This window comes from Arthrobacter glycogeni, assembly GCF_054511155.1.
In genome coordinates, this window is sequence record NZ_JBTNDE010000003.1 from 62133 (window position 1) to 86365 (window position 24233).

General features: G+C 65.1%; 24 protein-coding genes, 1 tRNA gene and 1 other RNA gene. 11 read left to right on the forward strand and 15 right to left on the reverse strand.

Annotation, left to right across the window (positions count from 1 at the left end; translation table 11 throughout):
- Position 1: 1 nt before the first annotated feature.
- From purL to ACX80O_RS03010, 5 genes are all read right to left on the reverse strand, one after another.
- Complete coding sequence (purL, locus tag ACX80O_RS02990; RefSeq protein ID WP_459332490.1) at positions 2-2320, reverse strand: phosphoribosylformylglycinamidine synthase subunit PurL; 2319 nt, start codon at positions 2318-2320, stop codon at positions 2-4.
- Entirely contained in the window at positions 2321-3070 is a 750-nt protein-coding gene (gene purQ / locus ACX80O_RS02995) for a phosphoribosylformylglycinamidine synthase subunit PurQ (RefSeq protein WP_459332575.1), read from the reverse strand. It lies immediately after the preceding gene.
- 5 nt (positions 3071-3075) lie between these two features.
- Positions 3076-3348: a phosphoribosylformylglycinamidine synthase subunit PurS gene (gene purS, locus ACX80O_RS03000; protein WP_459305904.1), complete on the reverse strand. Its 273-nt coding sequence runs from the start codon at positions 3346-3348 to the stop codon at positions 3076-3078.
- 173 nt (positions 3349-3521) lie between these two features.
- A complete protein-coding gene (locus ACX80O_RS03005; protein WP_459305902.1) occupies positions 3522-4058 on the reverse strand; it encodes an SSI family serine proteinase inhibitor in 537 nt (178 codons plus the stop codon).
- 80 nt (positions 4059-4138) lie between these two features.
- A complete protein-coding gene (locus ACX80O_RS03010) occupies positions 4139-5113 on the reverse strand; it encodes a 3-methyladenine DNA glycosylase (RefSeq protein WP_459332491.1) in 975 nt (324 codons plus the stop codon).
- A gap of 110 nt (positions 5114-5223) precedes the next feature.
- On the opposite strand from ACX80O_RS03010, the gene ACX80O_RS03015 reads away from it, so the two are divergent.
- Together ACX80O_RS03015 and ACX80O_RS03020 are read left to right on the forward strand one after the other, a co-directional pair.
- Entirely contained in the window at positions 5224-5430 is a 207-nt protein-coding gene (locus tag ACX80O_RS03015; RefSeq protein ID WP_459305898.1) for a hypothetical protein, read from the forward strand.
- A gap of 242 nt (positions 5431-5672) precedes the next feature.
- Positions 5673-5954 (forward strand): hypothetical protein, encoded by a 282-nt coding sequence (locus tag ACX80O_RS03020; protein WP_459305896.1) that lies wholly within the window; start codon positions 5673-5675, stop codon positions 5952-5954.
- Here ACX80O_RS03020 and ACX80O_RS03025 read toward each other — a convergent pair.
- Positions 5951-7243, reverse strand: a complete 1293-nt coding sequence (locus tag ACX80O_RS03025) for an aspartate kinase (protein ID WP_459305894.1) — start codon at positions 7241-7243, stop codon at positions 5951-5953. The genes ACX80O_RS03020 and ACX80O_RS03025 overlap by 4 nt on opposite strands.
- Positions 7244-7406: 163 nt before the next feature.
- Here ACX80O_RS03025 and ACX80O_RS03030 point away from each other — a divergent pair, with 163 nt between their 5' ends.
- Both ACX80O_RS03030 and ACX80O_RS03035 read left to right on the forward strand, forming a co-directional pair.
- Positions 7407-8339: an ABC transporter ATP-binding protein gene (locus ACX80O_RS03030; protein WP_459332492.1), complete on the forward strand. Its 933-nt coding sequence runs from the start codon at positions 7407-7409 to the stop codon at positions 8337-8339.
- A complete protein-coding gene (locus ACX80O_RS03035) occupies positions 8336-9472 on the forward strand; it encodes an ABC transporter permease (RefSeq protein WP_459332493.1) in 1137 nt (378 codons plus the stop codon). Before ACX80O_RS03030 ends, ACX80O_RS03035 begins: the two co-directional genes overlap by 4 nt.
- A 132-nt stretch (positions 9473-9604) precedes the next feature.
- Here the strand turns inward: ACX80O_RS03035 and recR are convergent, their stop codons facing one another.
- The 4 genes from recR to ffs form a co-directional block, all read right to left on the reverse strand.
- Positions 9605-10201 carry a recombination mediator RecR gene (gene recR / locus ACX80O_RS03040; RefSeq protein ID WP_459305888.1) on the reverse strand — a complete coding sequence of 199 codons (597 nt, stop codon included), beginning with the start codon at positions 10199-10201 and terminating at the stop codon, positions 9605-9607.
- Between the two features lie 39 nt (positions 10202-10240).
- Positions 10241-13051, reverse strand: coding sequence for a DNA polymerase III subunit gamma and tau (locus tag ACX80O_RS03045; protein ID WP_459332576.1), 2811 nt, complete (start codon positions 13049-13051; stop codon positions 10241-10243).
- A 95-nt stretch (positions 13052-13146) separates the two neighbouring features.
- Positions 13147-14040 carry a tRNA glutamyl-Q(34) synthetase GluQRS gene (gene gluQRS, locus ACX80O_RS03050; protein ID WP_459332494.1) on the reverse strand — a complete coding sequence of 298 codons (894 nt, stop codon included), beginning with the start codon at positions 14038-14040 and terminating at the stop codon, positions 13147-13149.
- Between the two features lie 35 nt (positions 14041-14075).
- An RNA gene (gene ffs / locus ACX80O_RS03055) (signal recognition particle sRNA small type) lies at positions 14076-14171 on the reverse strand.
- Between the two features lie 191 nt (positions 14172-14362).
- Between ffs and ACX80O_RS03060 the strand changes: the two genes are divergently transcribed.
- Positions 14363-14447 (forward strand) — tRNA-Ser (locus tag ACX80O_RS03060).
- A 131-nt stretch (positions 14448-14578) separates the two neighbouring features.
- Here the strand turns inward: ACX80O_RS03060 and ACX80O_RS03065 are convergent.
- On the reverse strand, positions 14579-15499 hold the full coding sequence (locus tag ACX80O_RS03065) for an oxygenase MpaB family protein (protein WP_459305884.1): 921 nt from the start codon (positions 15497-15499) through the stop codon (positions 14579-14581).
- Positions 15500-15574: 75 nt separating this feature from the next.
- Here ACX80O_RS03065 and ACX80O_RS03070 point away from each other — a divergent pair, with 75 nt between their 5' ends.
- Positions 15575-16075, forward strand: coding sequence for a glutathione peroxidase (locus ACX80O_RS03070; RefSeq protein WP_459332495.1), 501 nt, complete (start codon positions 15575-15577; stop codon positions 16073-16075).
- Here ACX80O_RS03070 and ACX80O_RS03075 read toward each other — a convergent pair.
- Positions 16072-16959, reverse strand: coding sequence for a hypothetical protein (locus ACX80O_RS03075; RefSeq protein ID WP_459305880.1), 888 nt, complete (start codon positions 16957-16959; stop codon positions 16072-16074). The genes ACX80O_RS03070 and ACX80O_RS03075 overlap by 4 nt on opposite strands.
- A gap of 99 nt (positions 16960-17058) precedes the next feature.
- Between ACX80O_RS03075 and ACX80O_RS03080 the strand changes: the two genes are divergently transcribed.
- Together ACX80O_RS03080 and ACX80O_RS03085 are read left to right on the forward strand one after the other, a co-directional pair.
- Entirely contained in the window at positions 17059-17724 is a 666-nt protein-coding gene (locus tag ACX80O_RS03080; protein ID WP_459305878.1) for a hypothetical protein, read from the forward strand.
- Positions 17717-19159 (forward strand): multicopper oxidase domain-containing protein, encoded by a 1443-nt coding sequence (locus ACX80O_RS03085; RefSeq protein ID WP_459332496.1) that lies wholly within the window; start codon positions 17717-17719, stop codon positions 19157-19159. Before ACX80O_RS03080 ends, ACX80O_RS03085 begins: the two co-directional genes overlap by 8 nt.
- Here the strand turns inward: ACX80O_RS03085 and ACX80O_RS03090 are convergent.
- Positions 19140-19529, reverse strand: a complete 390-nt coding sequence (locus ACX80O_RS03090) for a hypothetical protein (protein WP_459332497.1) — start codon at positions 19527-19529, stop codon at positions 19140-19142. The two genes, ACX80O_RS03085 and ACX80O_RS03090, sit on opposite strands and share 20 nt — an antisense overlap.
- A gap of 79 nt (positions 19530-19608) precedes the next feature.
- Here ACX80O_RS03090 and ACX80O_RS03095 point away from each other — a divergent pair, with 79 nt between their 5' ends.
- The 3 genes from ACX80O_RS03095 (at position 19609) to ACX80O_RS03105 (ending at position 21772) form a co-directional block, all read left to right on the forward strand.
- The gene (locus ACX80O_RS03095) at positions 19609-20685 is read left to right on the forward strand and encodes a multicopper oxidase domain-containing protein (RefSeq protein ID WP_459332498.1); all 1077 of its coding nucleotides are present in this window, start codon (positions 19609-19611) and stop codon (positions 20683-20685) included.
- Positions 20686-20772: 87 nt separating this feature from the next.
- The gene (locus ACX80O_RS03100) at positions 20773-21072 is read left to right on the forward strand and encodes a type II toxin-antitoxin system VapB family antitoxin (RefSeq protein ID WP_459305871.1); all 300 of its coding nucleotides are present in this window, start codon (positions 20773-20775) and stop codon (positions 21070-21072) included.
- Entirely contained in the window at positions 21065-21772 is a 708-nt protein-coding gene (locus ACX80O_RS03105) for a LytR C-terminal domain-containing protein (RefSeq protein WP_459332499.1), read from the forward strand. Before ACX80O_RS03100 ends, ACX80O_RS03105 begins: the two co-directional genes overlap by 8 nt.
- On the opposite strand, the gene ACX80O_RS03110 is transcribed toward ACX80O_RS03105, so the two are convergent.
- Together ACX80O_RS03110 and aceB are read right to left on the reverse strand one after the other, a co-directional pair.
- The gene (locus tag ACX80O_RS03110) at positions 21769-22482 is read right to left on the reverse strand and encodes a DsbA family oxidoreductase (protein ID WP_459332500.1); all 714 of its coding nucleotides are present in this window, start codon (positions 22480-22482) and stop codon (positions 21769-21771) included. The two genes, ACX80O_RS03105 and ACX80O_RS03110, sit on opposite strands and share 4 nt — an antisense overlap.
- A 117-nt stretch (positions 22483-22599) precedes the next feature.
- The gene (gene aceB, locus ACX80O_RS03115; protein WP_459332501.1) at positions 22600-24219 is read right to left on the reverse strand and encodes a malate synthase A; all 1620 of its coding nucleotides are present in this window, start codon (positions 24217-24219) and stop codon (positions 22600-22602) included.
- Between the last annotated feature and the right edge of the window lie 14 nt (positions 24220-24233).

The following is a 24233-nucleotide window of genomic DNA, read 5'->3' on the forward strand; positions in this document are numbered from 1 at the left end:
GTTAGGCGAAGTGGGCGGGCAGGGTTGAGTCGTGGGCCGCGCGCAGCTCGGGCAGCGGCAGGGTGAAGTGCCCCTGGACGTCGAGGGTGCCGCTTTCGACGTCGACCACACCGATGCGCAGGTGCGGGTAGTTACGTGCTGTACACATGTCGTTGAACCGCACCTCTTCGGAGCGTGCGACGCTGACGACGGCGCGCCCCTGGGACTCGGAGAACAGCGCGGTGAACGGGTCGACGCCGTCGCGCTCGCAGAGCTCATCGATGCCGATCCGCGCGCCGACGCCAAACCGCAGGGCAGCCTCGGAGAGTGCAGCAGCGAGCCCACCCTCGGACAGGTCGTGGGCGGCGTCGATCATGCCGTCACGGGAGGAGTTGATCAGGATGGCGGCGAGGGTCTTTTCCGCCGTCAGGTCCGCCACCGGTGGCTGCCCGCCGAGGTGGCCGCGCAGGTTGGCCCACTCGGAGCCGTCCAGCTCATCCCGGGTGGTGCCGAGCAGGTAGATGGCCTGGCCGTCGTCGCGCCAGCCCGACGGGGTGCGGCGGGCGACATCGTCGAAAACGCCCAGCACACCCACCACCGGGGTCGGATGGATGGCGACGCCCCCGGTCTGGTTGTACAGCGAGACGTTGCCGCCGGTCACCGGGACCCCGAGCTCCTGGCAGGCATCCGCCAGGCCGCGCACGGTCTCGGCGAACTGCCACATCACTTCGGGGTCCTCTGGGGAGCCGAAGTTCAGGCAGTCCGTGACGGCCAGCGGCTTGGCGCCCGTGGTGGCGACGTTGCGGTACGCCCCGGCCAACGCCAGGCGCGCGCCCTCGTAGGGGTTGAGGTAGGAGTAGCGGCCGTTGGCGTCGGTGGAGATGGCGACGCCGAGGCCGGTCTCCTCGTCGACGCGGACCACACCGGCGTCGTCGGGCATGGCCAGCGCCGTGTTGCCCTGCACAAACCTGTCGTACTGGTTGGTGATCCAGTCCTTGGAGCACATGTTGGGGGACGCCATCAGTTCCAGCACCGCGGCGCGCAGGGCGTCGCCGTCCGCGGAGGCCGGTCGGTCGCCATCGAACGTGTCCTCCTGCAGTGCGTCCTGCCAGGACGGCCGGTGGAACGGACGGTGGTAGACGGGCCCGTCGTGGGCGACAGTGCGGGGATCGACGTCGACAATCTTCTCGCCAGCCCACTCGATGATGAGCCGGCCGGTATCGGTGACCTCGCCCAGCCAGGAGAACTCGACATTCCACTTCTCCATGATGGCTTCGAACGCGGCGGCGTTGGCGGGGGTGACCACGGCCATCATGCGTTCCTGCGACTCGGACATCAGGATTTCGCCGGGGGTCAACGACGGATCGCGCAGCAGGACGTCGGTCAGCTCAACGTGCATGCCGCCGTCGCCGTTCGACGCCAACTCGGAAGTGGCACAGGAGATGCCGGCGGCACCGAGATCCTGAATGCCCTCGACGACCGAGGCCTTGAACAGTTCGAGGCAGCACTCGATGAGCACCTTCTCGGCGAACGGGTCGCCCACCTGCACGGCTGGGCGCTTCGACGGCTTGTCGGCGTCAAAGGATTCGGAGGCCAGCACCGAGGCACCGCCGATACCGTCGCCGCCGGTGCGGGCGCCGAAGAGCACCACCTTGTTGCCCACGCCCGAGGCATTCGCCAGACGGATGTCCTCGTGCCGCAGGACGCCGACAGCCAGTGCATTGACCAGCGGGTTGCCCTGGTAGACGGAGTCGAACACCACTTCACCGCCAATGTTCGGCAGGCCGAGGGAGTTGCCGTACCCGCCGATGCCGGACACGATGCCGTGCACCAGACGTGGGGTGTCGGGGTGGTCGATGGCACCGAACCGCAGCGGATCCATGATCGCGACCGGACGGGCGCCCATCGAGATGATGTCACGCACAATGCCGCCGACGCCGGTCGCTGCACCCTGGTAGGGCTCCACGAAGGAGGGGTGGTTATGGGATTCCACCTTGAACGTGACGGCCCAGCCGTCACCGATGTCGACGACGCCGGCGTTCTCGCCGATACCCACCAGAAGGTGCTCCTTCATGGCGTCGGTGACCTTGTCGCCGAACTGCGCCAGGTGCACCTTCGAGGATTTGTAGGAGCAGTGCTCGCTCCACATCACCGAGTACATGGCCAACTCAGCGGCGGTGGGGCGGCGGCCGAGGATCTCCACCACACGGTCGAACTCGTTTTCCTTCAGGCCGAGCGCGGCCCACGGGAGTCCGACGTCGGGAGTCTCGGCAGCGTGGGCGACGGTGTCGATGTTGAATTTGCGGGCCTCGGCGGGCGCGGCGGAGCTATTGAGGGTCACTTACTTAACCAGCTTCTTGAGTACAGAGGTGAATATTCCCAGACCGTCGGTGCCGCCACGGACGCCGACCGCCCCGGTCGCTGAGGAGTCGGGACCGAAGCCGGCCTCGACAGCGTGCTCCGGATGGGGCATCAGGCCCACCACGTTCCCGGCCGCGTTGGAAATCCCGGCAATGTCGCGGCGGGATCCGTTCGGGTTGCCGCCCACGTAGCGGAACACCACCCGGCCCTCACCCTCCAGCACATCGAGGGTCCGCTCGTCCGCAACGAACTGCCCGTCCTGATTCTTCAGGGGGACAACGATTTCGTCGCCCGCAGCGTAGGAACCGGTCCACGCGGTGGAGGAGCTCTCGACGCGCAGACGCTGGTCACGGCAGAGGAAATGTAAATGGTTGTTCTTAATCATGGAGCCGGGCAGCAGGTGCGCCTCGGTGAGAACCTGGAATCCGTTGCAGATCCCGAGCACCGGCAGCGCGCTTTCGCCACCGGAGGCGGCGGCGGTGATCTGCTCCATCAGGGGGGCGAAGCGGGAGATGGCCCCGGCCCGCAGATAGTCACCGTAGGAGAAACCGCCGGGGATAACGACGGCGTCAACGTTCTGCAGGTCGTGGTCGCCATGCCAGAGGGGGACGGCGGTGCCACCGGCGAGGCGCACCGCGCGGGCGGCGTCGCGGTCGTCAAGTGAACCCGGGAAGGTAACAATCCCAACTCGAACCGAACCCAGCTCCGGCGAGGTCTCCGCTGCGAGCATCTGAGTCACTTCACGGCCTCGCCGGGGCCGTCGGTGAGCACCTCAACGCGCGTGACGTCTTCGATGACCGGGTTGGACAGCAGGGTGGCCGCGGCCGAGCGTGCCTGCGCCAGCAACTCCTCGGTCACCTCGCCGTCAACGGTGAGTTCGAAACGTTTTCCTTGGCGGACCCCGGAGAAGCCGGTAAACCCCAGCCGCGGCAACGCCCCGGCAATGGCCTTGCCCTGCGGGTCAAGGATCTCGGGTTTAGGCATGACGTCAACAATTATCCGGGGCATCCGGTTACTCCTGGGCTCAAGGTGCGTTAAATGCAGTGGCTTCGGAGGTGCCGTCTCACGCTGAGAAGAAATGGTGAATCCAGCGCTCCGCGAGCTTGCCGTCCCAGTCTAACGGGGATCACCCTCCACCCGTCATCTGGGTCGGCGGGGAACGGTGTTCAGCGAGGCGCCGGCTACAGGGTGCCCGTGCCGCCCGGTGTTCCTAGCAGCGGCTCAAACATGGCCCACCGGGCAATTTCGCAGCCGTTCTCCCGGGAGAAGCTGGCGGTGACCTGTTCTCCGCCGACAGTGCCTTTCACGACGGCGGTCTCCGGGCCGCCGTATTGCTGGGTGCACATCGTGCCGGGGTCCGGCTTGGCCACGATCAGGTCACCGTGCGAGCTGAGCGCCTGGCACGCCGCAGCGGGATCCGGCAACTTTGATTCCCCCACGGGTGCACCCGCTGTACATTCCAGTTCGTAGGTGACCCGTTCGGCGTCGTCGCCAATGGTGACAACGATGGTGAGCTGGGAGTCAGCGGCGGGGCCTGCGCTCGCCGACGGCTCGGGAGCTGTTGTCGGCGCCTGGGTAGTCGGGTCGGCGGTCGCTGATCCCGGCGGTGTACCACCGCTGCCCGCACCACAGCCGGAGAGCACCAGCAGGATCATGCTGGCACCGGCCAGAACACCCAGCGGCGTCGACGGGCGGCGGGAAGGGTCTTCGCGGATCATGGCATCTCTCCTTCTCCTGCCGACGGACTGCGCCCCGGCTGCTGTTTGGCCGGTTGCCCGGTGGCGCGAAGGGACGGTCACTAGATTAACGCTGGCCCACTCTCCGTCAGTTCCACGTCATCCAAAGCGGTACTCAATCGTTGCCGAAGTTGCTGGGACTCCTCGGAGAACCCACGTTGCAGACGGGCGTACTCGGCGCGGCCTCCGGGGGTTTCGATGCGGATCGGGGCATAGCCCCAGGCTCCGAGGTCATAGGGCGAGGCCCGCATGTCCATCGCCCGGATCCGCCACGCCAGGTCAAAGCAGTCCATCACCAGGTCGCTGGAGAGCAAGGGGGCGAGCTTGTACGCCCACTTGTACAGGTCCATGTTGGCATGCAGGCACCCGGGTTGTTCGAGGTCGCGCTGCGTTTCCCGGGTGGGCTGCAGCGCGTTCAGGGGTACCGCCTGAGGGGTGTAGAACCGGAAGGCGTCGAAGTGGGTGCAACTGATCTTGCTGTCTTCGACCAGTTGGTCGGTTCCCTCAGCCCCGAGCCGGAGTTTGAGGTACTCATGGCGCACTCCATTGACCTGCGACCGGTACGCCATCGCCCACTCGTGCAGGCCGAAACAGCCCAGCTGAGCCCGCCGGGCCTGCGTGCGGCGGACAATGATTGCGGCGAAGTGCAGTGCCTCCGCCCGGTCGCGGCGGAACCCGTCGACGTCGGCGGTGACGGCGTCGACGTCGTTCTCCAGCGCCAACTCCGTCCGCTCGGCTATTGTGAGCGTCCGGTAGTGCTTCCAGGTGGTCCGTTCGGCGGCTTCCGAGCCGGTGAGCACGACGCCGGCTCCCGGGTGCCAGCGCGACAGCTGGCCCGGTTTCATCGTGTAGTAGGTGAACAGGAAGTCCTCGACGGGGTGCTTCAACCCGGCGGAACGCCGTTCCAGGTAGGGACGCGCGAAGGGCTCGACCCGCGCTTGGTGGAACGCGGCGGCGGCGAGCCACTGCTCCGGTCGCAGCACGGTCAGGGCACCAGGCCGGGCCGACGTCGTCGCACTGATCGATAGGCTGCTCACCCTTCCAGTGTCTCACCGCGATTACCACCGGTCGAAGCCGTGGACCGGTCAGGCAGGGAGGATGATGGAGGGAGGAAACGTTGATCGACCAGCAGTCCGGAAGGAACACCATGGCGAGGAAGCCCAGTTTTGTGCAGCGGTTCATGAAGGCCACGGGTCGGGCTCGCGCAGTGTTCGGGCCGGCCCAGAGCAGTTCACTGGATCACCCCATGACCCGGGAAAACGAGGCGCTGCTCAAGGACCGTGAAGCCGACGCCGCGCAGTGGGAAACGGTGAAGCGCCCGGACGGCAGCACCTACATTGTGCCCAGGAACTAGCCGACCCGCTGACCACCTCGAACCAGCACGCGACAGTGAGAATGGATATCACGAAGAAGATCGACTCCTGCAGCGCGGGCCCCGGTGGAATCGATGGTGCTACCGGAGACCATTCTCCGCCAGCCGGTCGCCTGAACAGGCTGGACGAGTTGCCGACTAAGTTCACTTTAAGAGGCGCCTTTTCCGTCCCGCGGCGGTAAAATTGGCCGCAAGCGTATCGCGCGAAGAAGAAGGCGGTTCGAATGAGAAATCCCACCAGGGGGTCGCCACGGAAGTGGCTAAAGAACCCCGCCAGAGTTTTCCTGGGCCCGGCAGAGCGGAGTGATCCCACCCTCCCCGTCGTACACCGGGACGACGAGTTTGAGAAGGCGTCGAAGACCGATCTCGACGGCTTCGAGGTGGAGGAGGATTCGACGGGGCACCACTACGCAGTACGGAAGGAGCACCCGCCGACCCGGGCGCCGGAGGCACCGATGAAGTACGACGACTGGTCAGGCAAAAAGGCTCTGCATACCGAAGATTAGCGACCGGTGCCAGCGTGCACGGTGGCCACCGTTTCACCGTCCAGGTCGAATGCCGCGTGGACGGCCTGGACGGCTCGGTCCAACAGTTCCGCATCGGTCACCACCGAGATCCGGATTTCGGACGTCGAGATCATGTCGATATTCACCCCGGCGTCGGAGAGGGCCTTGAAGAACCGGTAGGACACCCCGGGGTTCGACCGCATTCCCGCGCCGATCAGGGACAGCTTACCGATCTTCTCGTTGTAGTCGACGCTCTCGTAGCCCACCCGGTCCTGGGCGGCTTTCAGAGCAGCCAGCGCTTCGGAGCCTTCAACGATCGGCAACGTGAAAGATATGTCGGTCCGCCCGGATCCATGCGTGGAAACGTTCTGCACAATCATGTCGATGTTGGAGTGCGCTCCAGCAACAATCCCGAAGATTTCTGCGGCCTTGCCGGGAATGTCGGGTACTCCCACCACGGTGACCTTCGCTTCCGAACGGTCATGGGCGACGCCCGAGATGATGGGTTGTTCCATGGGATCTCCCTCTTGAATTTTGATGTGGTCATCGGGGCTGGGCAGTACCCAGGTACCCTCCCGCTCGCTGAACGAAGAGCGAACGTGCAGGCGGACGCCGAACCGTCGGGCATACTCGACGCTGCGCAGATGCAGGATCTTCGCGCCCGACGCCGCCATCTCAAGCATTTCCTCACTGGAGATCTCGTCGATCTTCCGGGCGCTCGGTACCACTCGCGGGTCAGCGCTGTAGATGCCGTCGACGTCGGTATAGATCTCGCACACATCCGCATCTAACGCGGCGGCCAACGCCACCGCAGTGGTATCAGACCCGCCCCGACCCAGCGTGGTGATGTCGTTACTCTCGCGGCTCATCCCCTGGAAGCCAGCGACGATTGCGACGTCGCCGCGGTCAATAGCGGTTTTGATCCGGTGCGGCGACACGGAAATGATGCGGGCGCGGCCGTGAATGGCGTCGGTGATCATGCCAGCCTGGCTGCCGGTGAAGGACTGTGCCGAGGCGCCAAGCCCCTGGATCCCCATGGCGAGCAGCGCCATCGAAATGCGCTCGCCAGCGCTCAAAAGCATGTCCATCTCACGGGGGTTGGCGACGACGTCGTTGGACACCTGTGCGGCAAGATCAAGCAGCTCGTCGGTGCTGTCGCCCATCGCCGACACGACGACAACTACCTGGTGGCCGGAGCGCTGAGTCTGCACGATCCGCTGCGCGACGCGCTTGATCCCGGCGGCGTCCCCAACTGAGGAGCCACCAAACTTCTGGACGATCAAGCTCATGCGCACGCTCGCTGACGGAAAGGTGGGTGATGCTGTGCGACATCGTTGGCGCTGCGGTTGACGGTCCAAGTTTAGCCCTGCGGGATTTGCGTCAGCCAATTATGCGTCCGATTGTTCCGCCCAAGATCCCCTGAACGTGACGCAAGTCGCATAGTGTTCAACTATGAACAACGAGTATGGGGGAATCGTTGCCAGGGGGATTGCAAGGAGTTTCGGCTCCGTTGCGGCCATCAGGCACATCGACTTTGCGGCGCCGCCTGGGGAGGTGACAGCGTTGATTGGGCCCAACGGCTCGGGTAAGACCACTCTGCTGCTGATCCTCGCCTCGCTGCTGGCGCCCGACAGTGGGACGCTCACCGTGGGCGGTGTGGACCCGATGCAGGACGCAGCCGCAGTCCGGCGCAGGGTCGGGTGGATGCCGGACACTTTGGGGGTCTGGGAATCGCTCACCGCCACCGAGATCCTCACCACCATGGGTTCGCTCTATGGGATGCCGGTCGACCAGCGCCGCGACCGCGCTGCAGGGTTGCTTGCGGCCGTCCGGCTTGAGGAATTCGCCGATAAACCCGCGCGGGTTTTGTCCCGCGGGCAGCAGCAGCGGCTGAGCTTGGCCCGCGCACTGATCCACGACCCGACCGTGCTCCTCCTGGATGAGCCGGCGTCCGGACTAGACCCCGGGTCCCGGGTGGAACTTCGCGCCACACTCCGCTCCCTGGCGGACCAGGGGAAGACCATTGTGGTGTCCAGTCATGTACTCTCCGAACTCGACGAGATCGCCGACCGGGCCGTGTTCATCAACAGGGGTGAGTCGGTCAAGAATCAGACCCTCGACGAAGCCGGCACCCAGATCCGCCGCTACTACATCCAGGCAGATCCTCTGCAGCCGCTGGCCGACGCGCTGGCCAGTCACGGCGTCGAGTTCGAGGTGCGTGGGGATTCCCGTCGCACCGAGTATCAGGTGCTGGTCAGCAGCACCGACCAGGCGGCGTGGCTTCTGCGCACCCTGGTCCTGGCTGACGTCGCCATCACCGCCTTCGCGCCTGCCGGCGGCGCCCTCGAAGAAACCTATATGAGCCTCGATACGGACAGACAATGAGTATCTCTACCACCGAACAGCCTGGTTCCACCGGTGCCGCCTCCGACCTGGTCTTGACCTATTGGGGTGGGGTGAAAGCAGTCTTCGGCCTGGAAATGCGGCAGCGGCTCCGAGCCAAGGCCTGGTACATCATGCTGGTCGTCTGGTTCTTCGTCATCGGCCTGGTGTTCCTGCTGGCGTCAGTGACGACGGCGTCGGCCTTCGGAACCGGGGCCATCCTGTTCGACCTTGTGGTGGGCTTCGTTTTGTTCTTTGGGCTTCTCGTCGCGCCGGGGCTCTCCGCCAACGCGGTCAACGGCGACCGCGCCGCCGGCACTCTTGCCATTTTGCAGATCACCCTGCTGACTCCCGGTCAGATCCTGTGGGGTAAATGGTTTGCCTCGTGGGTGGCGTCGCTGGCCTTTCTGCTGGTCAGCACACCGTTCATCTTCTGGGCGCTTGCGTTGGGAGGGGTGAATCCCGCCGAGGCGTTTGTCTCACTACTGATGCTCAGCATCGAGTTGGGCTTGGTGTCGGCGATCGGCATCGGAATTTCGGCTCTGGCCAACCGACCTCTGTTCTCCATTGTGACCACCTACATGGTGGTGGCCCTGCTGGGCATTGGGACTCTGATCACGTTCGGGCTGAGCTACGCACTGGTCGAAGAGGACAACGTGGAGGTGTCCTACTCGTTCGTGGACTATCCGCCCGGCACTGACTTCTCGACGGAGATTCCAGCGTCGGTGGAGATGGAATGTGTCACCCAGACCGAGATTCAGACCGTGCACCACACGGAGCGGACGGCGTGGCTGCTGGCCGCCAACCCGTTTGTCATCGTGGCCGACTCGGTTCCCTACTCCCGCGGTGGTGACTTTGGGCAGGCGGCGACGCCGATGAGCCCCGATGCGTCTATCCAGCCTGGCGTGATGGAGGGCATCAGCCAGGGAGTCCGTTTCCTCCAGGCTGGCCCCGACTACGAGACGACCTGCGAGGAAGCGCAAGGTTTTGGACGGGACCTGCCCGAGGGTGGGTTCCCGATGTGGCCCCTGGGTTTGGTGCTGCAGTCGGCGCTGGCCGGGACCCTGCTGTGGCTTGGACGCCGCAAACTCGAGACCCCCGTCCGGCGGTTGGCGCAGGGGACGCGGATCGCCTGACCCGGGTGAGCAAAGTGGACCGGACGGGTCAACCTGGAGATCGGTGAGCGGAATGTTGCACACCGATCTCCAGGTTGACCACCGGATCGGCGTTCGTGGGCCAGCGACCATCGGTCGGCTGCCCGGGACCGGCTAGGAAACGGTGCGGCGCCCCTCGAAGGCGCGTCCGAGGGTCACTTCGTCAGCATATTCGAGGTCGCCTCCCACCGGCAGGCCGGAGGCCAGGCGGGTCACCTTGATCCCGATAGTTTTGAGCATTCGCGCCAGGTAGGTGGCGGTCGCCTCGCCCTCAAGGTTGGGGTCGGTGGCGATGATAATCTCTTCGATCTGATCGTCAGAGAGCCTGCTGAGGAGTTCGCGGATCCGGAGCTGATCAGGACCGATGCCCGCGATAGGGTTGATGGCGCCGCCAAGCACATGGTAGCGGCCTCTGAAGGATCGGGTGCGCTCGACGGCGATGACGTCCTTTGACTCTTCCACCACGCAGATCGCTGTCGGATCGCGGCGCGGATCGCGGCAGATTCCGCAGGTTTCCTGCTCGGCAACGTTGCCGCACACCGCGCAGAACTTGACCCGTTCCTTCACCGTGACGATGGCGTTGACGAGACGCTTAATGTCCTCACCGTCGCCCTCGAGAATGTAGAAGGCAAGCCGTTGAGCCGATTTCGGCCCGACCCCCGGAAGCCGGCCCAGTTCGTCGATGAGCTCCTGGACTGCGCCTTCGTACACTGGACCTTCTTCTGGTTGCTGAATTCATGCGTCGGAGCGCTACTGGCTGTCGACGCCGCGTTCCTCGATGAGTTTTCCGTTGAGGATGCGTTCGATGGCTGAGCGTCCAACCAGCCCTGACTCCTCGATGGTTTCATCATCGGCGCTAGGCTCGTCCTCGACGTAGACCAAGTCTACGGCGCCTTTCCTCGGATTAGCCGCTTCCTCCTCAAGCCGCTTCCGCTCTGCTTCGTCGAGGAGACGCTGGTACCGGCTGAGCGGCTTCGCTGGTGGGGTGGCGACCGCGGGTGGAGGAGAGGGCTGTTCGGGCGCGGGGTCCCGTGGAGGTTGCTGGTGCTGTGGGCTCGCCGTTTCTGCCGTCGGACGTTCCTGGGTCCCTTCCCGGGCTGGTGCCCCGGCCTGCACCGGTGCCGTGCCCTGTTGCGGGTCGGACAGCGAGGGACGGCGGGTGGACAATGTCTGTTCGGCCGGGCTTGTGGGTTGAGGCGTTTGCCAGGCATCGCTTTCTGGACCCAGATCGTATTCGTCGGAGGGCGGCTCGACAGAAGCCCACGAATCGTCTGGCTCCGAGACTGCTACCTTGCTTCGCTGCGCCCGACTCGCGGGAGCAGTTGGTGCGGCGGGGGATTGCCGGGGGTGGTCGCCCTGGTCTGCGCCGGTGCTTGGGCCGGTATTCCAGCGGGCTGGCGTCGCCCCGCTTGGCTGTTCAGCCGCGCGAGAGGGGGTGGCTGTGGCCGCACCGGGTGGCGGGGAAATCGCTGGCGCAGAGGGTGACGACGGCGCAGAGGTTGTCGAGGAGGGGGTGGATGATGCTGCCGGTGCGGCGTTCAACGGTGCTGGCTGCGAGGGTGGCTGGTCCGTCGGGGCGACTTCCGCGGGGGTGCCTGCGGACGGTGTGGGATCGGAGGACGGTGCCGCAGCCGCAGCCGCGGTTGCAGCCGCAGGTGCAGGTTGGCGAGGGCCGGTAAGCGCCTCGCGCGAAGGCGTCATGGCCGGGAGTGCCTGGCTGCGCTGTCGTGTTTCGGGCGTCGAGCTGCTGGGAGGCTCCGTCGGCGCCTGCCGACTAGTGGGTACTTTTGGGTTTGGCTCACCCGCTGACGCTGCTCCGTCGTGGAGAACTTCGATGGTGACGTTCAAGGCAAGGATCGCGTGGATCGCCTGCTTCACATTGTCGATGTGGGTGCCGCGTTGGAACGCGATGGCGTTCCCCTGCGTCGCGAAGGCGAGCACCAACTGGTTTCCGTTCATGGTCCGCGGTTTGGCGTCGGGATTGACGTTGAGCCAGGTGGTCCGTTTGATCCGGGCCAGTTCGTCCATAATCTCCGGCCACGCGCGGCGGATCATCTCCACCGGCGGAGCGCCGGACACGGCCGGAGCCGATGCTGGTTCCTGTTGGGAAGATTCCGGTTCGGCGGGAGGTGAAGTGGCAGGAGCCCGAGCTGGTGTAGTCGAGCTTTCCAGCGCCGAGGAGCCCGGCTCTGACGCGGTCGGAGCTGGTGTAGCGGACGCCCCGTCGTCCGGCGCTGAGGCACCCGGGGTTGGTGTTGACCCAGGCGGCGAGTTCTCCGCCGGGGCGGTTTCATCCGGCCACGCCGAATCGCTGGATGTCGCCTTCTCCGGCGTAGGTCTCGCGGTGGGCGGCGTTGTCTGGGGGCCACCTGGTGTGCTGGCGACAGGAGCGGGCTCCTGCGCCAGGGCGGCCGGTCCGGCGGGCTGGTCGGCAACGGTTGCGGATCCGGCGTATTGCAGCCGGCGCTCAATCCTGTCGACGCGTGCCAGGGTTCCCCGTTCGGTTTCGTCGGCGGCCGGCAACAGAATGCGGGCGCACAGTAGTTCGAGGTGCAGGCGGGGGGAGGTGGCGCCAGTCATTTCGGTCAGGGCCGTATTGGTGATGTCAGCCGCACGGGATAGCTCGCCGCGTCCCAGCTGGTTCGCCTGGGCGCGCATGCGGTTCAACTGGTCATCGGGGGTGCCGCGAAGAATCGCCGCGGCACTGTCCGGGACGGCATTGACGATGATGAGGTCACGGAACCGCTCCAGCAGATCCTCAACGAATCTGCGGGGGTCATGGCCTGTCTGGATCACCCGGTCGACGGCGCTGAACACCGTGCCGGCGTCGCCCGCTGCGAAGGCGTCGACGACGTCGTCGAGCAGTGATGCGTGCGTGTACCCGAGGAGGGACACGGCTAGCTCGTAGTCGAGCCCATCAGGCCCTGCCCCTGCCATGAGCTGGTCGAGCACCGAGAGGGAATCACGCACCGAGCCGCCGCCGGCCCGGATCACGAGGGACAGCACACCGGGCGCCACCGGGATGCCCTCCTGGTGGCAGAGAAGATCAAGATAGGCCATCAACGGCTCGGGCGGGACCAGCCGGAACGGGTAGTGGTGGGTGCGGGACCGGATGGTGCCGATCACCTTGTCCGGTTCGGTGGTGGCGAAGATGAACTTGATGTGTTCGGGTGGCTCTTCAACGATCTTCAGGAGCGCGTTGAAACCCGCCGACGTGACCATGTGGGCCTCATCGATGATGAAAATTTTGTACCGGTCGCGGACGGGTGCGAAGGTGGCGCGTTCCCTCAGGTCCCGGGCGTCGTCGACGCCGCCATGGCTCGCAGCGTCAATTTCAATCACGTCGAGGCTGCCCGACCCACCGCGGGCCAGTTCTACACAGCTGTCGCAGACGCCGCAGGGAACCGGCGTGGGGCCCTGGGCACAGTTCAGGCAGCGCGCGAGGATGCGCGCCGATGTCGTCTTGCCGCAGCCGCGAGGCCCGGAGAACAGGTAGGCGTGGTTGACTCGGCCCTTCTCAATGGCAGCCATGAGGGGCTCAGTGACGTGCTCCTGGCCGATGACATCCGCGAATGCTTCGGGACGATATCGGCGGTAAAGGGCTGTGCTCACAGAAGAACCCTATCGGTTGGTGGTGACGTAGTGCAGCGGTGGCATCAGGACAGGCTGCCGGGCTCGACAGTCCAGGCTTCGCGCGGCAACCGTGCGGGATCAAAGGCCCCCAGCGCTTCTGCCAGCGTACCCGCCGGGAGCCCTGCCGAGCGAAGAATCAGGTCCCTCACCCGGTCGCTGCTCCACCCTTTTTCGGCGAGGGATTCCAGGGTGACGGCGCCGTCCCGTTTGGCGAGCCGCTGCCCCACCGGGTTTAAGGCCAGGGGAACGTGCGCGTACTGAGGCGGGGTGATTCCCAGGAGCGTGGCGAGATAAGCCTGCCGTGGCGCGGAGCTGAGGAGGTCATCCCCGCGGACCACCTGGTCCACCCTCTGGGCGTCGTCGTCGACCACTACGGCCAGGTTGTAGGCGGGCACTCCGTCGCTGCGGACAATGACAAAGTCATCCACCGGGCCGGTGTACACGCCGTGCAGGTGATCGTGGACAGTCCAGGTGGTGACCCCCGACCGCAGCCGGAGCGCCGGCGGACGTTCAGGTTGCGGGGGGACCGTTGACGGTGTGAGGTTGCGGCAGGTGCCCGGGTAGGAGCCGGGTAGGCTGTGCGGCGCTGTTGCGGCTTCGGCGATGTCCCGGCGGGTGCAGAAGCACTCGTACAGGAGGCCGGCATGCCGCAAGGACTCGACGGCGTCCTGGTACAGGGTAAGGCGCTCGCTTTGGCGAACCGGCGTCGCATCCCAATCGAGCCCGATGGCGACCAGCTCGGCAAGCTGCGCGTCCTCGGCTCCGGCCCGGGCGCGGTCCAGATCCTCGATCCGCAGGAGAAACGTCCGTGCGGTGCTGCGTGCGAAGAGCCAGGCGAGAATTGCGGTACGGAGATTTCCCAAATGCAGCTCCCCGGATGGGCTGGGTGCAAAGCGTCCGGCGCCAGGGCTGTTCATCGGTGCTCCTGAAGCGTCAGGGAATGTCCAGGGAATGAGAAGACCCCCCATGCACCTGCCAGAGCCCGCTTACCCTTGCTACCTTCCGGTCCTGGGGGAGTTCACAGGGTGACACCACATGAGGGGCCGGAGAAGAGTCTACAGGAATCCGGCGGTCGGCTTCGAACCAGGTCGTCGGCCGGTCCGAGGGCTCAATTGCTGGCCGGGGATCGGTTGGCGGTGCATCGGGTGACCATTGCTCCCGGCGGTGTGGGGCAGGGTCGCCCGACTGCGATTCGTTAGATCGTTGCCCGTTGGGTAGTCTGGTATCTGCTCCAAACTAGGAGGATTCGCCTAGCGGCCTATGGCGCACGCCTGGAACGCGTGTTGGGTTAACGCCCTCGGGGGTTCAAATCCCCCATCCTCCGCGCAATAAGAAGCGGCTCTGACCCGGCAATACGCCGGTCAGGGCCGCTTTTTTCTTTATCGTCCGCCGAACTTCCCAGTGATCGGCAACGATCGGTGGGACTGTCTAGACAGTCCCACCGACCGAGCTCGATCACTGGGACCCTGTGCTGGCGTCCCCGCGCAGTCGGGCGAGCCGACGGAGCGCAGCAGCCTCGCTGGGACCCTCTGGCCCCAGACCCAGCCGGACGATGAGCATTACCACCCGGGTGGCAGAGCGCACCGGCAGCGGGATGGGCCCCAGCGACGGGACGCGCAACCCGAGCAGTTCACGGTGCCGGGGTTCCAGAGTGGCCACCGCCCCGGCGAACAGCACCTGGTACCCCAACCGCTGTGACGCAGGTAGCGGCGGGCGTTTGATGTACCGGAGGGCTTCGGTGACCTGCGGGCCGCACACCAGTTCGTCGTCGAACGCTGCCAGTTGGGCGGCGAGCTCCGCTGCGGATTCGGGCGGATCGGTGACCCCCATGAGCCGCCCGGCCTGCGCCCACTCATTGACGTAGTTGTCGGCGCCGCCGGGGATTTTGGGCCCGTACGCAAGATGTGAGGCGAGGAACGCGTCGGTGAAAGCCAGATGCACCCAACGCAGCAAATCGGGGGAGGCCGCCGAGTAGGGCTGCGTGGCGCCCTGGCTGTCCGTATACGTCCCCGAGACCCGCTGGTGCAGCCGCTGCACCCAGGCAGAGCCGCCCTTGGCCGCCTCGGCGGACCCATAGGTGACGGTGAAGATCCACTGGATGGTGCCCGCCAGGCGCCCGAGGGGGTCTTCGCGGTAGCGCGAGAAGTCGTGGACACCCGCCATCGCCCCCGGGTGCAGGGCCTGCAGGAGGAGCGCGCGGATCCCGCCGACCAGGGGGGTCATGGACCCGTGGACTGCCCAGGCCGCTGACGACGGCGGGAAGTAGCCGACGTCGTCGCCCTCGTCTAGTTTCTCCGCCCAGGCCGGAGGGACCTCCGCGTTGCCGGTGAAGGTTTTGCGGAGCTGTGTTCGCCAGGTGCTGATGAGGGAGGCCACCCTCTCATTATTACTCAGGCCCATCCGTGGGCTGCTACCGTACGAATGCTAAGCAGTCACCTACCGGGAGCAACCATGCCACCAACGAATTTGCACTCTATTCCTCTGACCATGAACGACGGCACCGAGAAATCGTTCGGGGACTTCAAAGGCAAAACGGTGATGGTGGTGAATGTTGCGTCGAAGTGCGGGTACACCCCGCAGTATGGCGGGCTGGAGAACCTATACCAAAAGTATCGCGATCAGGGATTCGTGGTGGTTGGTGTGCCCTGCAACCAGTTCATGAGCCAGGAGCCCGGCACCGATGAGGACATTCAGTCGTTCTGCTCCGCCACCTACGATGTGACGTTCCCCCTGACCAAGAAGGCCGACGTGCGCGGCAAGAACCAGCACCCGCTCTACTCGGAGTTGACCAAATTCAAGAAGGGGATCTTGCCCGGACTGGTGAAGTGGAACTTCGAGAAGTTCCTGATCAACGATCAGGGCTCAGTGGTGGCGCGCTTCGCCCCGACCGTCGAACCCGAGTCGGACGAGGTTGTCGCGGCCATCGAGGACGCCATCGGCAAGGCGGCCTAGCTGCTAGGTCGCCCCCGACCGTCATCCAGCGACAGGACGCAGGCGGCGAGAAAAGCAGCCCCGGCGTCGTCGTTGGTCAGAACACCCTCGGTGAGCACCGGGTACGGGGTCGCCGGGACGCCGTCCGCGGGCCGGACGTCGACATGAGCGACGTCGTACCCGTGCGCATGCAGGTAATCAGCCATTGCGTAGTCGGTGCGTGAATCCCCAACGGTCCGCCAGCGGGACGGAATGGTGCTGAGCAGTGCTAAGGCCCGCTCGGCACCAAGGTCCTTGCCCAGGCGGACCGACTCGATGTCGGTGGAGATGATGGTCGGGTCGATCCTGAAGTCGATATTGTCGTCGCTGTCCGGGGCATGGTGGGCCAACCGGCACACTCCCATCCCGAAGGAACGCATCAGGGCCAGCGCATCGGCGTCGAATCCGGCCTGCTCCGCCAGATAGTCGGTGTTATCAACGTCGATGTGCTGTTCCACCGAGACCATCGCGTACTTGGTTTCGTCAAAAAACATGTGGGCCGAGTATTTCTCCGCCACGAGGTCGCGAATCCCCGCCCCGAACTCCTTCGGCAGCGCGAGCGACTGATCGACGTGCAGTTCCCCGGCCCCTGAGCGGTCAAAGCTGAACCAGACTCCGCCTTTCTCGCAAATGGCGTGGAACACCACCCCCTCCGGAATCCCTGCTGCGAGCATCGGGTCCATGACCTCACTGCGGATAAACGAATCGGACCGTCCGGTGTTGAAGATGACCGGCCACCCCGCGGCGGCGAGCGTCAGGAGGTCGTCGATGATTTCCTTCCGAACGGTCCGCGACACGGGGCTCGCAACCGGCCCGTCGACGTCCAGCAGAAGGCCCGTACTCAGATGGGTATCGGTCTCGGGCATAGGTCAATTCTCCATGGTTTCTACAAGGTGTCGAAATCAGAATTAGTGGATGACACGCAACAGCCATTTAGATCCCCACCGAATGAGCGGACAGGGCCGATGACCATACTAATGGGCGACGTCGAGCGGGCTACGGTCGACGTCGCTAAAGCGGTTGACGTAAACATCACATCCGACGACCGGACCGGCCTGACGCGCCGCGTCTTTGGTGTACTGGTCGGTGTCACGGTGGCTGGCACGGCAGCAGCGGGCGGCCTGCTGGCAGCCGCTACCTCTGCCAGCCCGCCCGGAGTGAAAACTTCCTTCGGCACCGTCCGGCTGACCGAGGCCGAGCGGCAGCTGAGATTCCTGCCAGCGAACGGTCCGGGCGGCTCCGACGCACAGAAACTCCCCGGGATCACCCACGGTGGTCACAGTGCGGTCGGCAGCACGGCTCAACCGGCCAACAGCACCTGGGGGGAACACCTTGCCCTTCGACTGGAGGTCCGCAACGACTCCGACCAGCCCGTACTCTTCGCCCCGGGCCAGCTGCGCCTGCAGATCGGTGCGGACGGACCTACCGTGACGAACCGGGACGCTGAAGCGCTCACCGGCCCGCTCCCGGCCGACTCGACAACCTCCCTGTGGATCAACTTCCTGGTACCCGCCGATGCGACGAGACTCTCCGCCGAGTTCACCGACCCGTGGGGTGGCAGCCCTCCGCTGGCCCTGGAGTTGCCGCCGGTGCTCAACCGGCCAGGCTCGCTGGCGGTGGATCATGACTGACAACCAGGGAATCGCGAAGAATGGCGTCGATATCGCCGGAGAACCCACCGATCTGGAGGTGACAGGCCAGCTGGGCCGTTGGGACTTCCTCCGGTACGGGGCCGCCGCCGGCGTGGGCGCGGCAGCCCTCCTTAACGCGCAGCCCGCCCAGGCCGCACGGGTTAACAGAGTGGCGACGACGCGGCCCCTCGCCGTCAGCCCGATCCCCGGCGTGCTCGACCTCTACATCAATGAGGGTTACCTCAAAATGGTCGATGACTCGTTGGTGTACCACCGCGGATTTGGAGACCGTCCAACTGATGTTGACGATTTCCGCCCCAGCCTTGCCATTGCCCCGAAGGTGTTCACTGCAGCTGGTCAACTGGTGGAAAGTCGGAGCTATCCTCTGGGAGCGCCACTTCCCCCGCATGGAACGCCCCAGCCCTTCGGGCCGGACCCCGCCAATCCGGGGCAGTACTTTATCCGTCGAAACTACTGGGCGAGCTATTACCCGCAGCGGACCATCATCGCGGAAGTGGGGGCCCGGATCCGGATCCGGGTTCACAACCGGTTGTCCAAACAGCATCAATTCACTTTGCACGGGGCCGGCCCGGGCGGCAGCGACGTGGGCACCGGGACAATTCAACCCGGGGGAAGCGCGCTACTGGAACTCGATACGCCAGCACCCGGGACGTATATCTACGCGGACCCGACCAACGCCCCGGTCGAGCGGGTGTTGGGTTTGTTCGGCGTGCTGCTGGTGATCGATCCGGAGCATCGGTGGGCCATCGGGGAGGACATGGCGTCGTTCGAACGCCAGTGGCTCTGGATCTGTCACGACGTTGACTCGGTCTGGGCCGGGATTGAGGCCTCCGGCGGAACTGTTGACCCACGCCGGACCAAGGCGGTACCGCGATACTTCCTCCTCAACGGACGCAGCGGCTACGAATCCCTGGGAATCACCACCGACGACGACCTGAATCTCGCCACCGAGGAAGAGACGCTGATCTCGGGCTATCCCCGGCAGCTGGACGTCCGGCAGTTCGGCGAGGGCACCGAGCTGGGGACGCTACGCGGAGGGCAACTGGTACGCATGGTCAATCCCGGCATCGTATTCCACCAGATGCATTTCCACGGCAACCACCTGTGGACTGTAGGACGCAATAACTACAACTGGCCGCGCAGCGACGGTTTCGTGGACCCCGACGGGCATGTGGTGGTTCAACAGTGGGAGGACGTCATTGAACTTGAACCCATGGACCGCAAGGACTGCATCATCCCGATCAAACGGCCACCAGACGCCGTCAACCAGGTCTGGGCAGCGCGGACTACAGACTGGGAGTATCCCATGCACTGCCACGCTGAACCATCGCAGACGGCTGCCGGCGGGTTGTACCCTGGCGGGCTGGTTGCACACTGGACTCTGAAAGCACCGATCACAGGAGCGGCATTGTGAGCAACGTCAAGGTACCCGCAGGCACAGAGCGCCGGTTCCCCTGGTTTAGGCGCACCGAGCCGACCCCGAAGCCGAGCGCCAAGTCCACGCTTTCACCCACGCCGAAGCCGACGTCGAGTGCCAAACCGGCGCCCAAGCCGACACCCAAGGCCAGCGCCAAACCCACCCCCAAGCCGACGTCGAAGCCAACGTCGAGCGCCAAACCGGCGCCCAAGCCGACGACACCGAAGCCCACGCCGAAGCCGACCGCCTCACGGACGGCGACACCCAAGCCAACAGCGACCGCCACACGGACGGCGACCCCCAAGCCGACGCCGAGTGCGACGGCGACAACCCCGGCTCCACCGCCGTCGCCCACCCCGTCGCCCACTCCGGTTCCACCGCCGTCGCCCACCCCGTCGCCCGCTCCCGATGACGACGGCGCCCCGAGTCACCGCTTCCGCAGCCAGGTGGACTTCAGCTCAGAACAGCTGGACCTTGAGAACCCTGTCACTGAGTTCCTGCAGACGCCCCAGCGGTCGGTGGTGATGGAGTTCTTTTCCCGCGACCTGGTGTTTGATGATGGAAAGAAATTTGAGGTGTGGAGTTTCGAATCGGAGGATTCCGGGCGGAGCCTGCCGGGACCGACGCTGCGGCCCACCGAAGGCGAGATCTTTCATGCGACGTTCACCCCGGCCAAGGGTGCCCACACCATTCATTGGCACGGCATGGAACCGGATCCACGCAACGACGGCGTCGGACACTCCTCTTTCGAAATCGGAGGCAGTTACACCTACCAGTGGCAGGCCGAGCCGGGTAGGCCTGGGGACCCCAACTACGGGGCGGCGGGCACCTACTTCTATCATTGTCACGTCAACACCGTCCTGCATGCCCAGATGGGGATGTTCGGTGCCCTGGTGGTGGACCCGGTGGTGCATCCCAGCTACCCGGTGACGCCCGGTGCACGCAGACCCTTCGTCGATGGGCCCGAGTACGACATCGCGACCGAATGCCTACTGGTTCCGTATTCGCTGGACCCACGCTGGCATGAAATGAACCATGCCGCCGGACTGTCCGGCGAAGACGTGGGACTTAACCGGTTTGAGCCCAAGAACTTCTATCTGCTGGGAGGCAATCTGGCGGACCGGGGTAACACCGACGGCAGCGTCTGGAGCCTGTCGTCCATCTCAGCCAACGTAGTGCCAGGCGCGCGCAAACCCACCCTACTGAGGATCGTCAACGCCAACTACCTGCCCAATCGGATGTACTTCACCGATGAGGCAGGGCACCCCGCCCGGATCGCCGAGGTCATTGCCCATGACGGGCGGCCCTTCAGGGACACCTCAGTGCCGGGGGTGCCTTCTCCGACCTGCGCGGCGGCAGGCTATCCGCTGCTCACTAGCCTGCTGGGTTTCGGAGCAGCCGAACGGTACGACGTCATGCTGCTGCCTCCGACGGCCGGCCGGTACGAATTGAAGGTCGAATGGGAAGACTGGATTACTGGCGAAGTGCTCGCGGCACGGACCATACCGATCATCGCGACCTGACCGGCCGGAACGTAACCTTTCGGCCACTAAACCCCGTTGGGCGCGGCTCATGTTCCATTGACCGTTGATGTTCTCTAGTCTGTATTGGTGATCTTCAAAGCCGTAAGCGCCGGACGCCCCTACCCTGACCATGGTCATGTGACCCCGAAGGACTGGGCCAGCGTCGCACCTCGTCAGGTGCGCCTGGACGACTTGGTGACCACCAAAACCACCCTGGACCTTGAGGCGCTGCTAGCCGAGGACTCCACCTTTTTCGGCGATCTGTTCCCACATGTAGTCCAGTGGAACAAGACGCTGTACCTCGAAGACGGGTTACACCGTGCCGTTCGAACCGCCTTGCACCAACGGACTATTCTGCATGCGCGCGTGCTGGTGATCGATGACTGACCAGTCGCCGCACCGGCACGAAACCAAGAAGTCCAAGAAGAATCCGATCGAGTGGCACGGTCACCGGATCGTCACTGAAAACGATCTGGACAACGTGTTCGCCGATACCGGGGACGTTGAGCGACCGCATATCTACATGCGGCGGCTCAGGCACGGGGTGGTCCTGGTGGTACTGGTCGCGTTGGTGGCGACAGCGGTTTTCGTGGCCATCGGCATCAACCGTGGGGATATCCGGATTGCGGCCCTGGAACCTGACCTCGCACCGACCTACACCTGCCCCGCGGGACCATTCGAGGTGCAGTCACCCTCGGCGGTCACCGTTAACCTCTATAACAGCACCACCATCGATGGGTTGGCAGGAACCGTCGGCGAGAGCCTGCAGGGCCGCGCCTTTGTCGTCGGCGAAGTGGCCAATCGCACGGTGAACCGGGTAGGCATGACCGCGATCGTCGTGTCCGGGCCCACCGGATACGCGAACGCTTTTACCCTGCAACGTCAGATCCCCGGGACGACTTTCGTTGAGGACGAGCGCACCGACGCGACCGTCGACGTCGTCGTCGGATCAGGGTTCGAGACTCTCATCGCCGAGGAAGACCTGGATACGACGCCGGCCGGGCTGATCTGCACCGACCCGGCGACGGCGTCCGCCGAGCCCGAGTCGGCGTCCGGGCCTCCCGAAGCCACTCCGGCGGCGCCCTAGTTACAGCCGTCCGGGCCGCACGTTTCGCCGTCGGAACCCGCAGTTGACCCCGCAGGACTAACGAGCGTGAGGGGGTTCGCTTCCTTCCACGCGGTGTCCAGCGCCTCGGCGAACAGGTCCGTGGGTTGGGCTCCGGAGATGCCGTACTTCCGGTCGATGACGAAGAAGGGGACACCGCTGATACCGAGGGCGCGGGCTTCGGCGATATCCTGCCGGACGTCGTCGGCGAATCGGTCGGTGCCCAGGGTGTCACGCACGTCCTGCTCCGTGAGGCCGAGGCCCGCACCCAGGCCCACCAGGAACTCAGTGTCCGAAGTGTCCTTGCCCTGCTCAAAGTGGGCGGACAGGATGGCCTCCTTGGCCGCATCGCCGAGACCCTGGGATTTGGCCAGGTGCAGGAACCGATGGGCCGTAAAGCTATTACCCACCACGACGTCCTCGAACCGGAAATCCAGGCCCTCGCCCGCGGCTGAGGCGGAGAGGCTGTCCCACATCTGGCGGACCTGGTCCTCTGGGATGCCCTTGCGCTCCGCGAGGTACTGCTGCTCGGTGCCGTCGTAGTGGTCTGGTAGGTCCGGATCGAGCTGGAAACTCTTCCAGGTCACCGTGACCTGGTCCCGGTGGGCGAACCCCGCCAGGGCTTTCTCGAACCGGCGCTTGCCGACGAAACACCAGGGACACTTGACGTCTGACCAAATTTCAATCTGCATACCTCGCACAACGCGGGGGTGGCTTCGGCATATTCCCGCCACTCAATAGAGACGCGCCCGCACCCAACCGGATGCGGACGCGTCACTGTTCGTCCAGACATTCGTCTAGATGTCGGTTTAGACGGGTGCGAGCTCCCTGCTCTCGTGCAGGTAGCGGGCGTAGGCGGGGACGGTGAGGAACGTGGGGAACTCCTCGCCGAGTGCCACCTCCTCGAAGATCGCGCGGGCGTCGTCAAACCGGTCGCCTTCGAAGCGCTCCAGTCCCCCGAATTCCTCCTCCAGCAGTTCGGCCACCCAGCCGTGGGTGATCACTTCGCCGTCGTCGGTCACCGCATCCGAGTAGATCCACTGCCAGATCTGCGACCGGGAGATCTCGGCCGTGGCCGCGTCCTCCATCAGGGAATTGATCGCCGCAGCACCATTGCCGCGCAGCCACGACTCGATGTACCTCACACCCACCTCAAGATTGCCGCGGATGCCACCCTCGGTGATGACCCCGGGGGTGCCAGCGATGTCCAGCAGCGCCTTATCGTCGGGGACGACGTCGTCGCGCAGCCTGGTGAGCTGGTTCGGTTCGCTACCAAGCACCGAATCAAACACCTCCATGGCCACCGGAACCAGGTCCGGGTGAGCCACCCAGGAGCCGTCGAACCCGTCGTTCGCTTCGCGCGTCTTGTCAGCCCGCACCTTCTCCAGTGCGACGGCGTTAGCCGCCTCGTCGCGTCGGTTCGGGATGTTCGCCGCCATCCCGCCAATCGCATGGGCACCCCGGCGGTGGCAGATTCGCACTAGTTGCTCCGTGTAGGACCGCATGAACGGGGCGGTCATGGTCACCATGGACCGGTCGGGAAGGACGAAACGGGGTCCGCGGGTCCTGAAGTTCTTGATCACGGAGAAGATGTAGTCCCACCGGCCCGCGTTCAAACCAGCGGCGTGTTCGCGCAGCTCGTAGAGGATCTCTTCCATCTCGAAGGCCGCGGTGATGGTCTCGATCAGAACCGTGGCGCGGATGGTGCCCTGGGGGAGCCCGAGGAGCTGCTGGGCCTGGACGAAAATGTCATTCCACAGCCGCGCTTCGAGGTGGTTTTCGATCTTCGGTAGGTAAAAGTACGGGCCACGGCCCTGCTCGATCAGGGTCCGGGCGTTGTGGAAGATATACAGCCCGAAGTCCACCAGGCCGCCGGCAATCGGGGTGTTGTTGATCAGCAGGTGCTTTTCCGGCAGATGCCAGCCGCGGGGCCGGACCACGATGGTCGGACGGTCCGCGCCCAGGTGGTACTCCTTACCCTCCGGGGAGGTGAAGTCGATCCGGTCCGCGAGGGCATCGCGCAGGTTGATCTGCCCATTGATGACGTTCGACCAGCTCGGGGTGGAGGAGTCCTCCATGTCAGCGAGCCACACCTTGGCGCCCGAGTTGAGCGCGTTGATGGTCATCTTTCGGTCCACCGGCCCGGTGATTTCCACCCGGCGGTCCTCCAGTCCCGGAGCGACCGGCGCCACCCGCCAGCCGGTATCGTCCCTGATGTGTTTCGTTTCCGGGAGGAAACGCGGGTCGGTGCCGTTGGAGATCCTGGCACGGGACTGCTGCCGCAACTGCAGGAGTTCCTGCCGTCGGGTCCCCGTCGATTGATGCAGCCGCCGCAAAAATTCGAGTGCCTCGGGGGTGAGAATTTCGTCCTGGCGGCGCACGGCCGGCGCCGTCAGGGTAACGCCGTTGAGAGTGATCAGGTTGTTCATGGTGTGCCTCCTGG

Excerpts from the sequence above, each read along its gene's own strand:
- ACX80O_RS03110 (WP_459332500.1), bottom strand. The coding sequence starts at position 22,482 with ATGCAGATTGAAATTTGGTCAGACGTCAAGTGTCCCTGGTGTTTCGTC.
- ACX80O_RS03035 (WP_459332493.1), top strand. The coding sequence starts at position 8,336 with ATGAGTATCTCTACCACCGAACAGCCTGGTTCCACCGGTGCCGCCTCC.
- ACX80O_RS03080 (WP_459305878.1), top strand. The coding sequence starts at position 17,059 with ATGACCATACTAATGGGCGACGTCGAGCGGGCTACGGTCGACGTCGCT.
- ACX80O_RS03020 (WP_459305896.1), top strand. The coding sequence starts at position 5,673 with ATGAGAAATCCCACCAGGGGGTCGCCACGGAAGTGGCTAAAGAACCCC.
- purS (WP_459305904.1), bottom strand. The coding sequence starts at position 3,348 with ATGCCCCGGATAATTGTTGACGTCATGCCTAAACCCGAGATCCTTGAC.
- ACX80O_RS03005 (WP_459305902.1), bottom strand. The coding sequence starts at position 4,058 with ATGATCCGCGAAGACCCTTCCCGCCGCCCGTCGACGCCGCTGGGTGTT.
- ACX80O_RS03105 (WP_459332499.1), top strand. The coding sequence starts at position 21,065 with ATGACTGACCAGTCGCCGCACCGGCACGAAACCAAGAAGTCCAAGAAG.
- purQ (WP_459332575.1), bottom strand. The coding sequence starts at position 3,070 with ATGCTCGCAGCGGAGACCTCGCCGGAGCTGGGTTCGGTTCGAGTTGGG.
- ACX80O_RS03070 (WP_459332495.1), top strand. The coding sequence starts at position 15,575 with ATGCCACCAACGAATTTGCACTCTATTCCTCTGACCATGAACGACGGC.
- ACX80O_RS03030 (WP_459332492.1), top strand. The coding sequence starts at position 7,407 with ATGAACAACGAGTATGGGGGAATCGTTGCCAGGGGGATTGCAAGGAGT.
- aceB (WP_459332501.1), bottom strand. The coding sequence starts at position 24,219 with ATGAACAACCTGATCACTCTCAACGGCGTTACCCTGACGGCGCCGGCC.
- ACX80O_RS03075 (WP_459305880.1), bottom strand. The coding sequence starts at position 16,959 with ATGCCCGAGACCGATACCCATCTGAGTACGGGCCTTCTGCTGGACGTC.
- ACX80O_RS03025 (WP_459305894.1), bottom strand. The coding sequence starts at position 7,243 with ATGAGCTTGATCGTCCAGAAGTTTGGTGGCTCCTCAGTTGGGGACGCC.
- ACX80O_RS03085 (WP_459332496.1), top strand. The coding sequence starts at position 17,717 with ATGACTGACAACCAGGGAATCGCGAAGAATGGCGTCGATATCGCCGGA.
- gluQRS (WP_459332494.1), bottom strand. The coding sequence starts at position 14,040 with ATGAACAGCCCTGGCGCCGGACGCTTTGCACCCAGCCCATCCGGGGAG.
- ACX80O_RS03015 (WP_459305898.1), top strand. The coding sequence starts at position 5,224 with ATGGCGAGGAAGCCCAGTTTTGTGCAGCGGTTCATGAAGGCCACGGGT.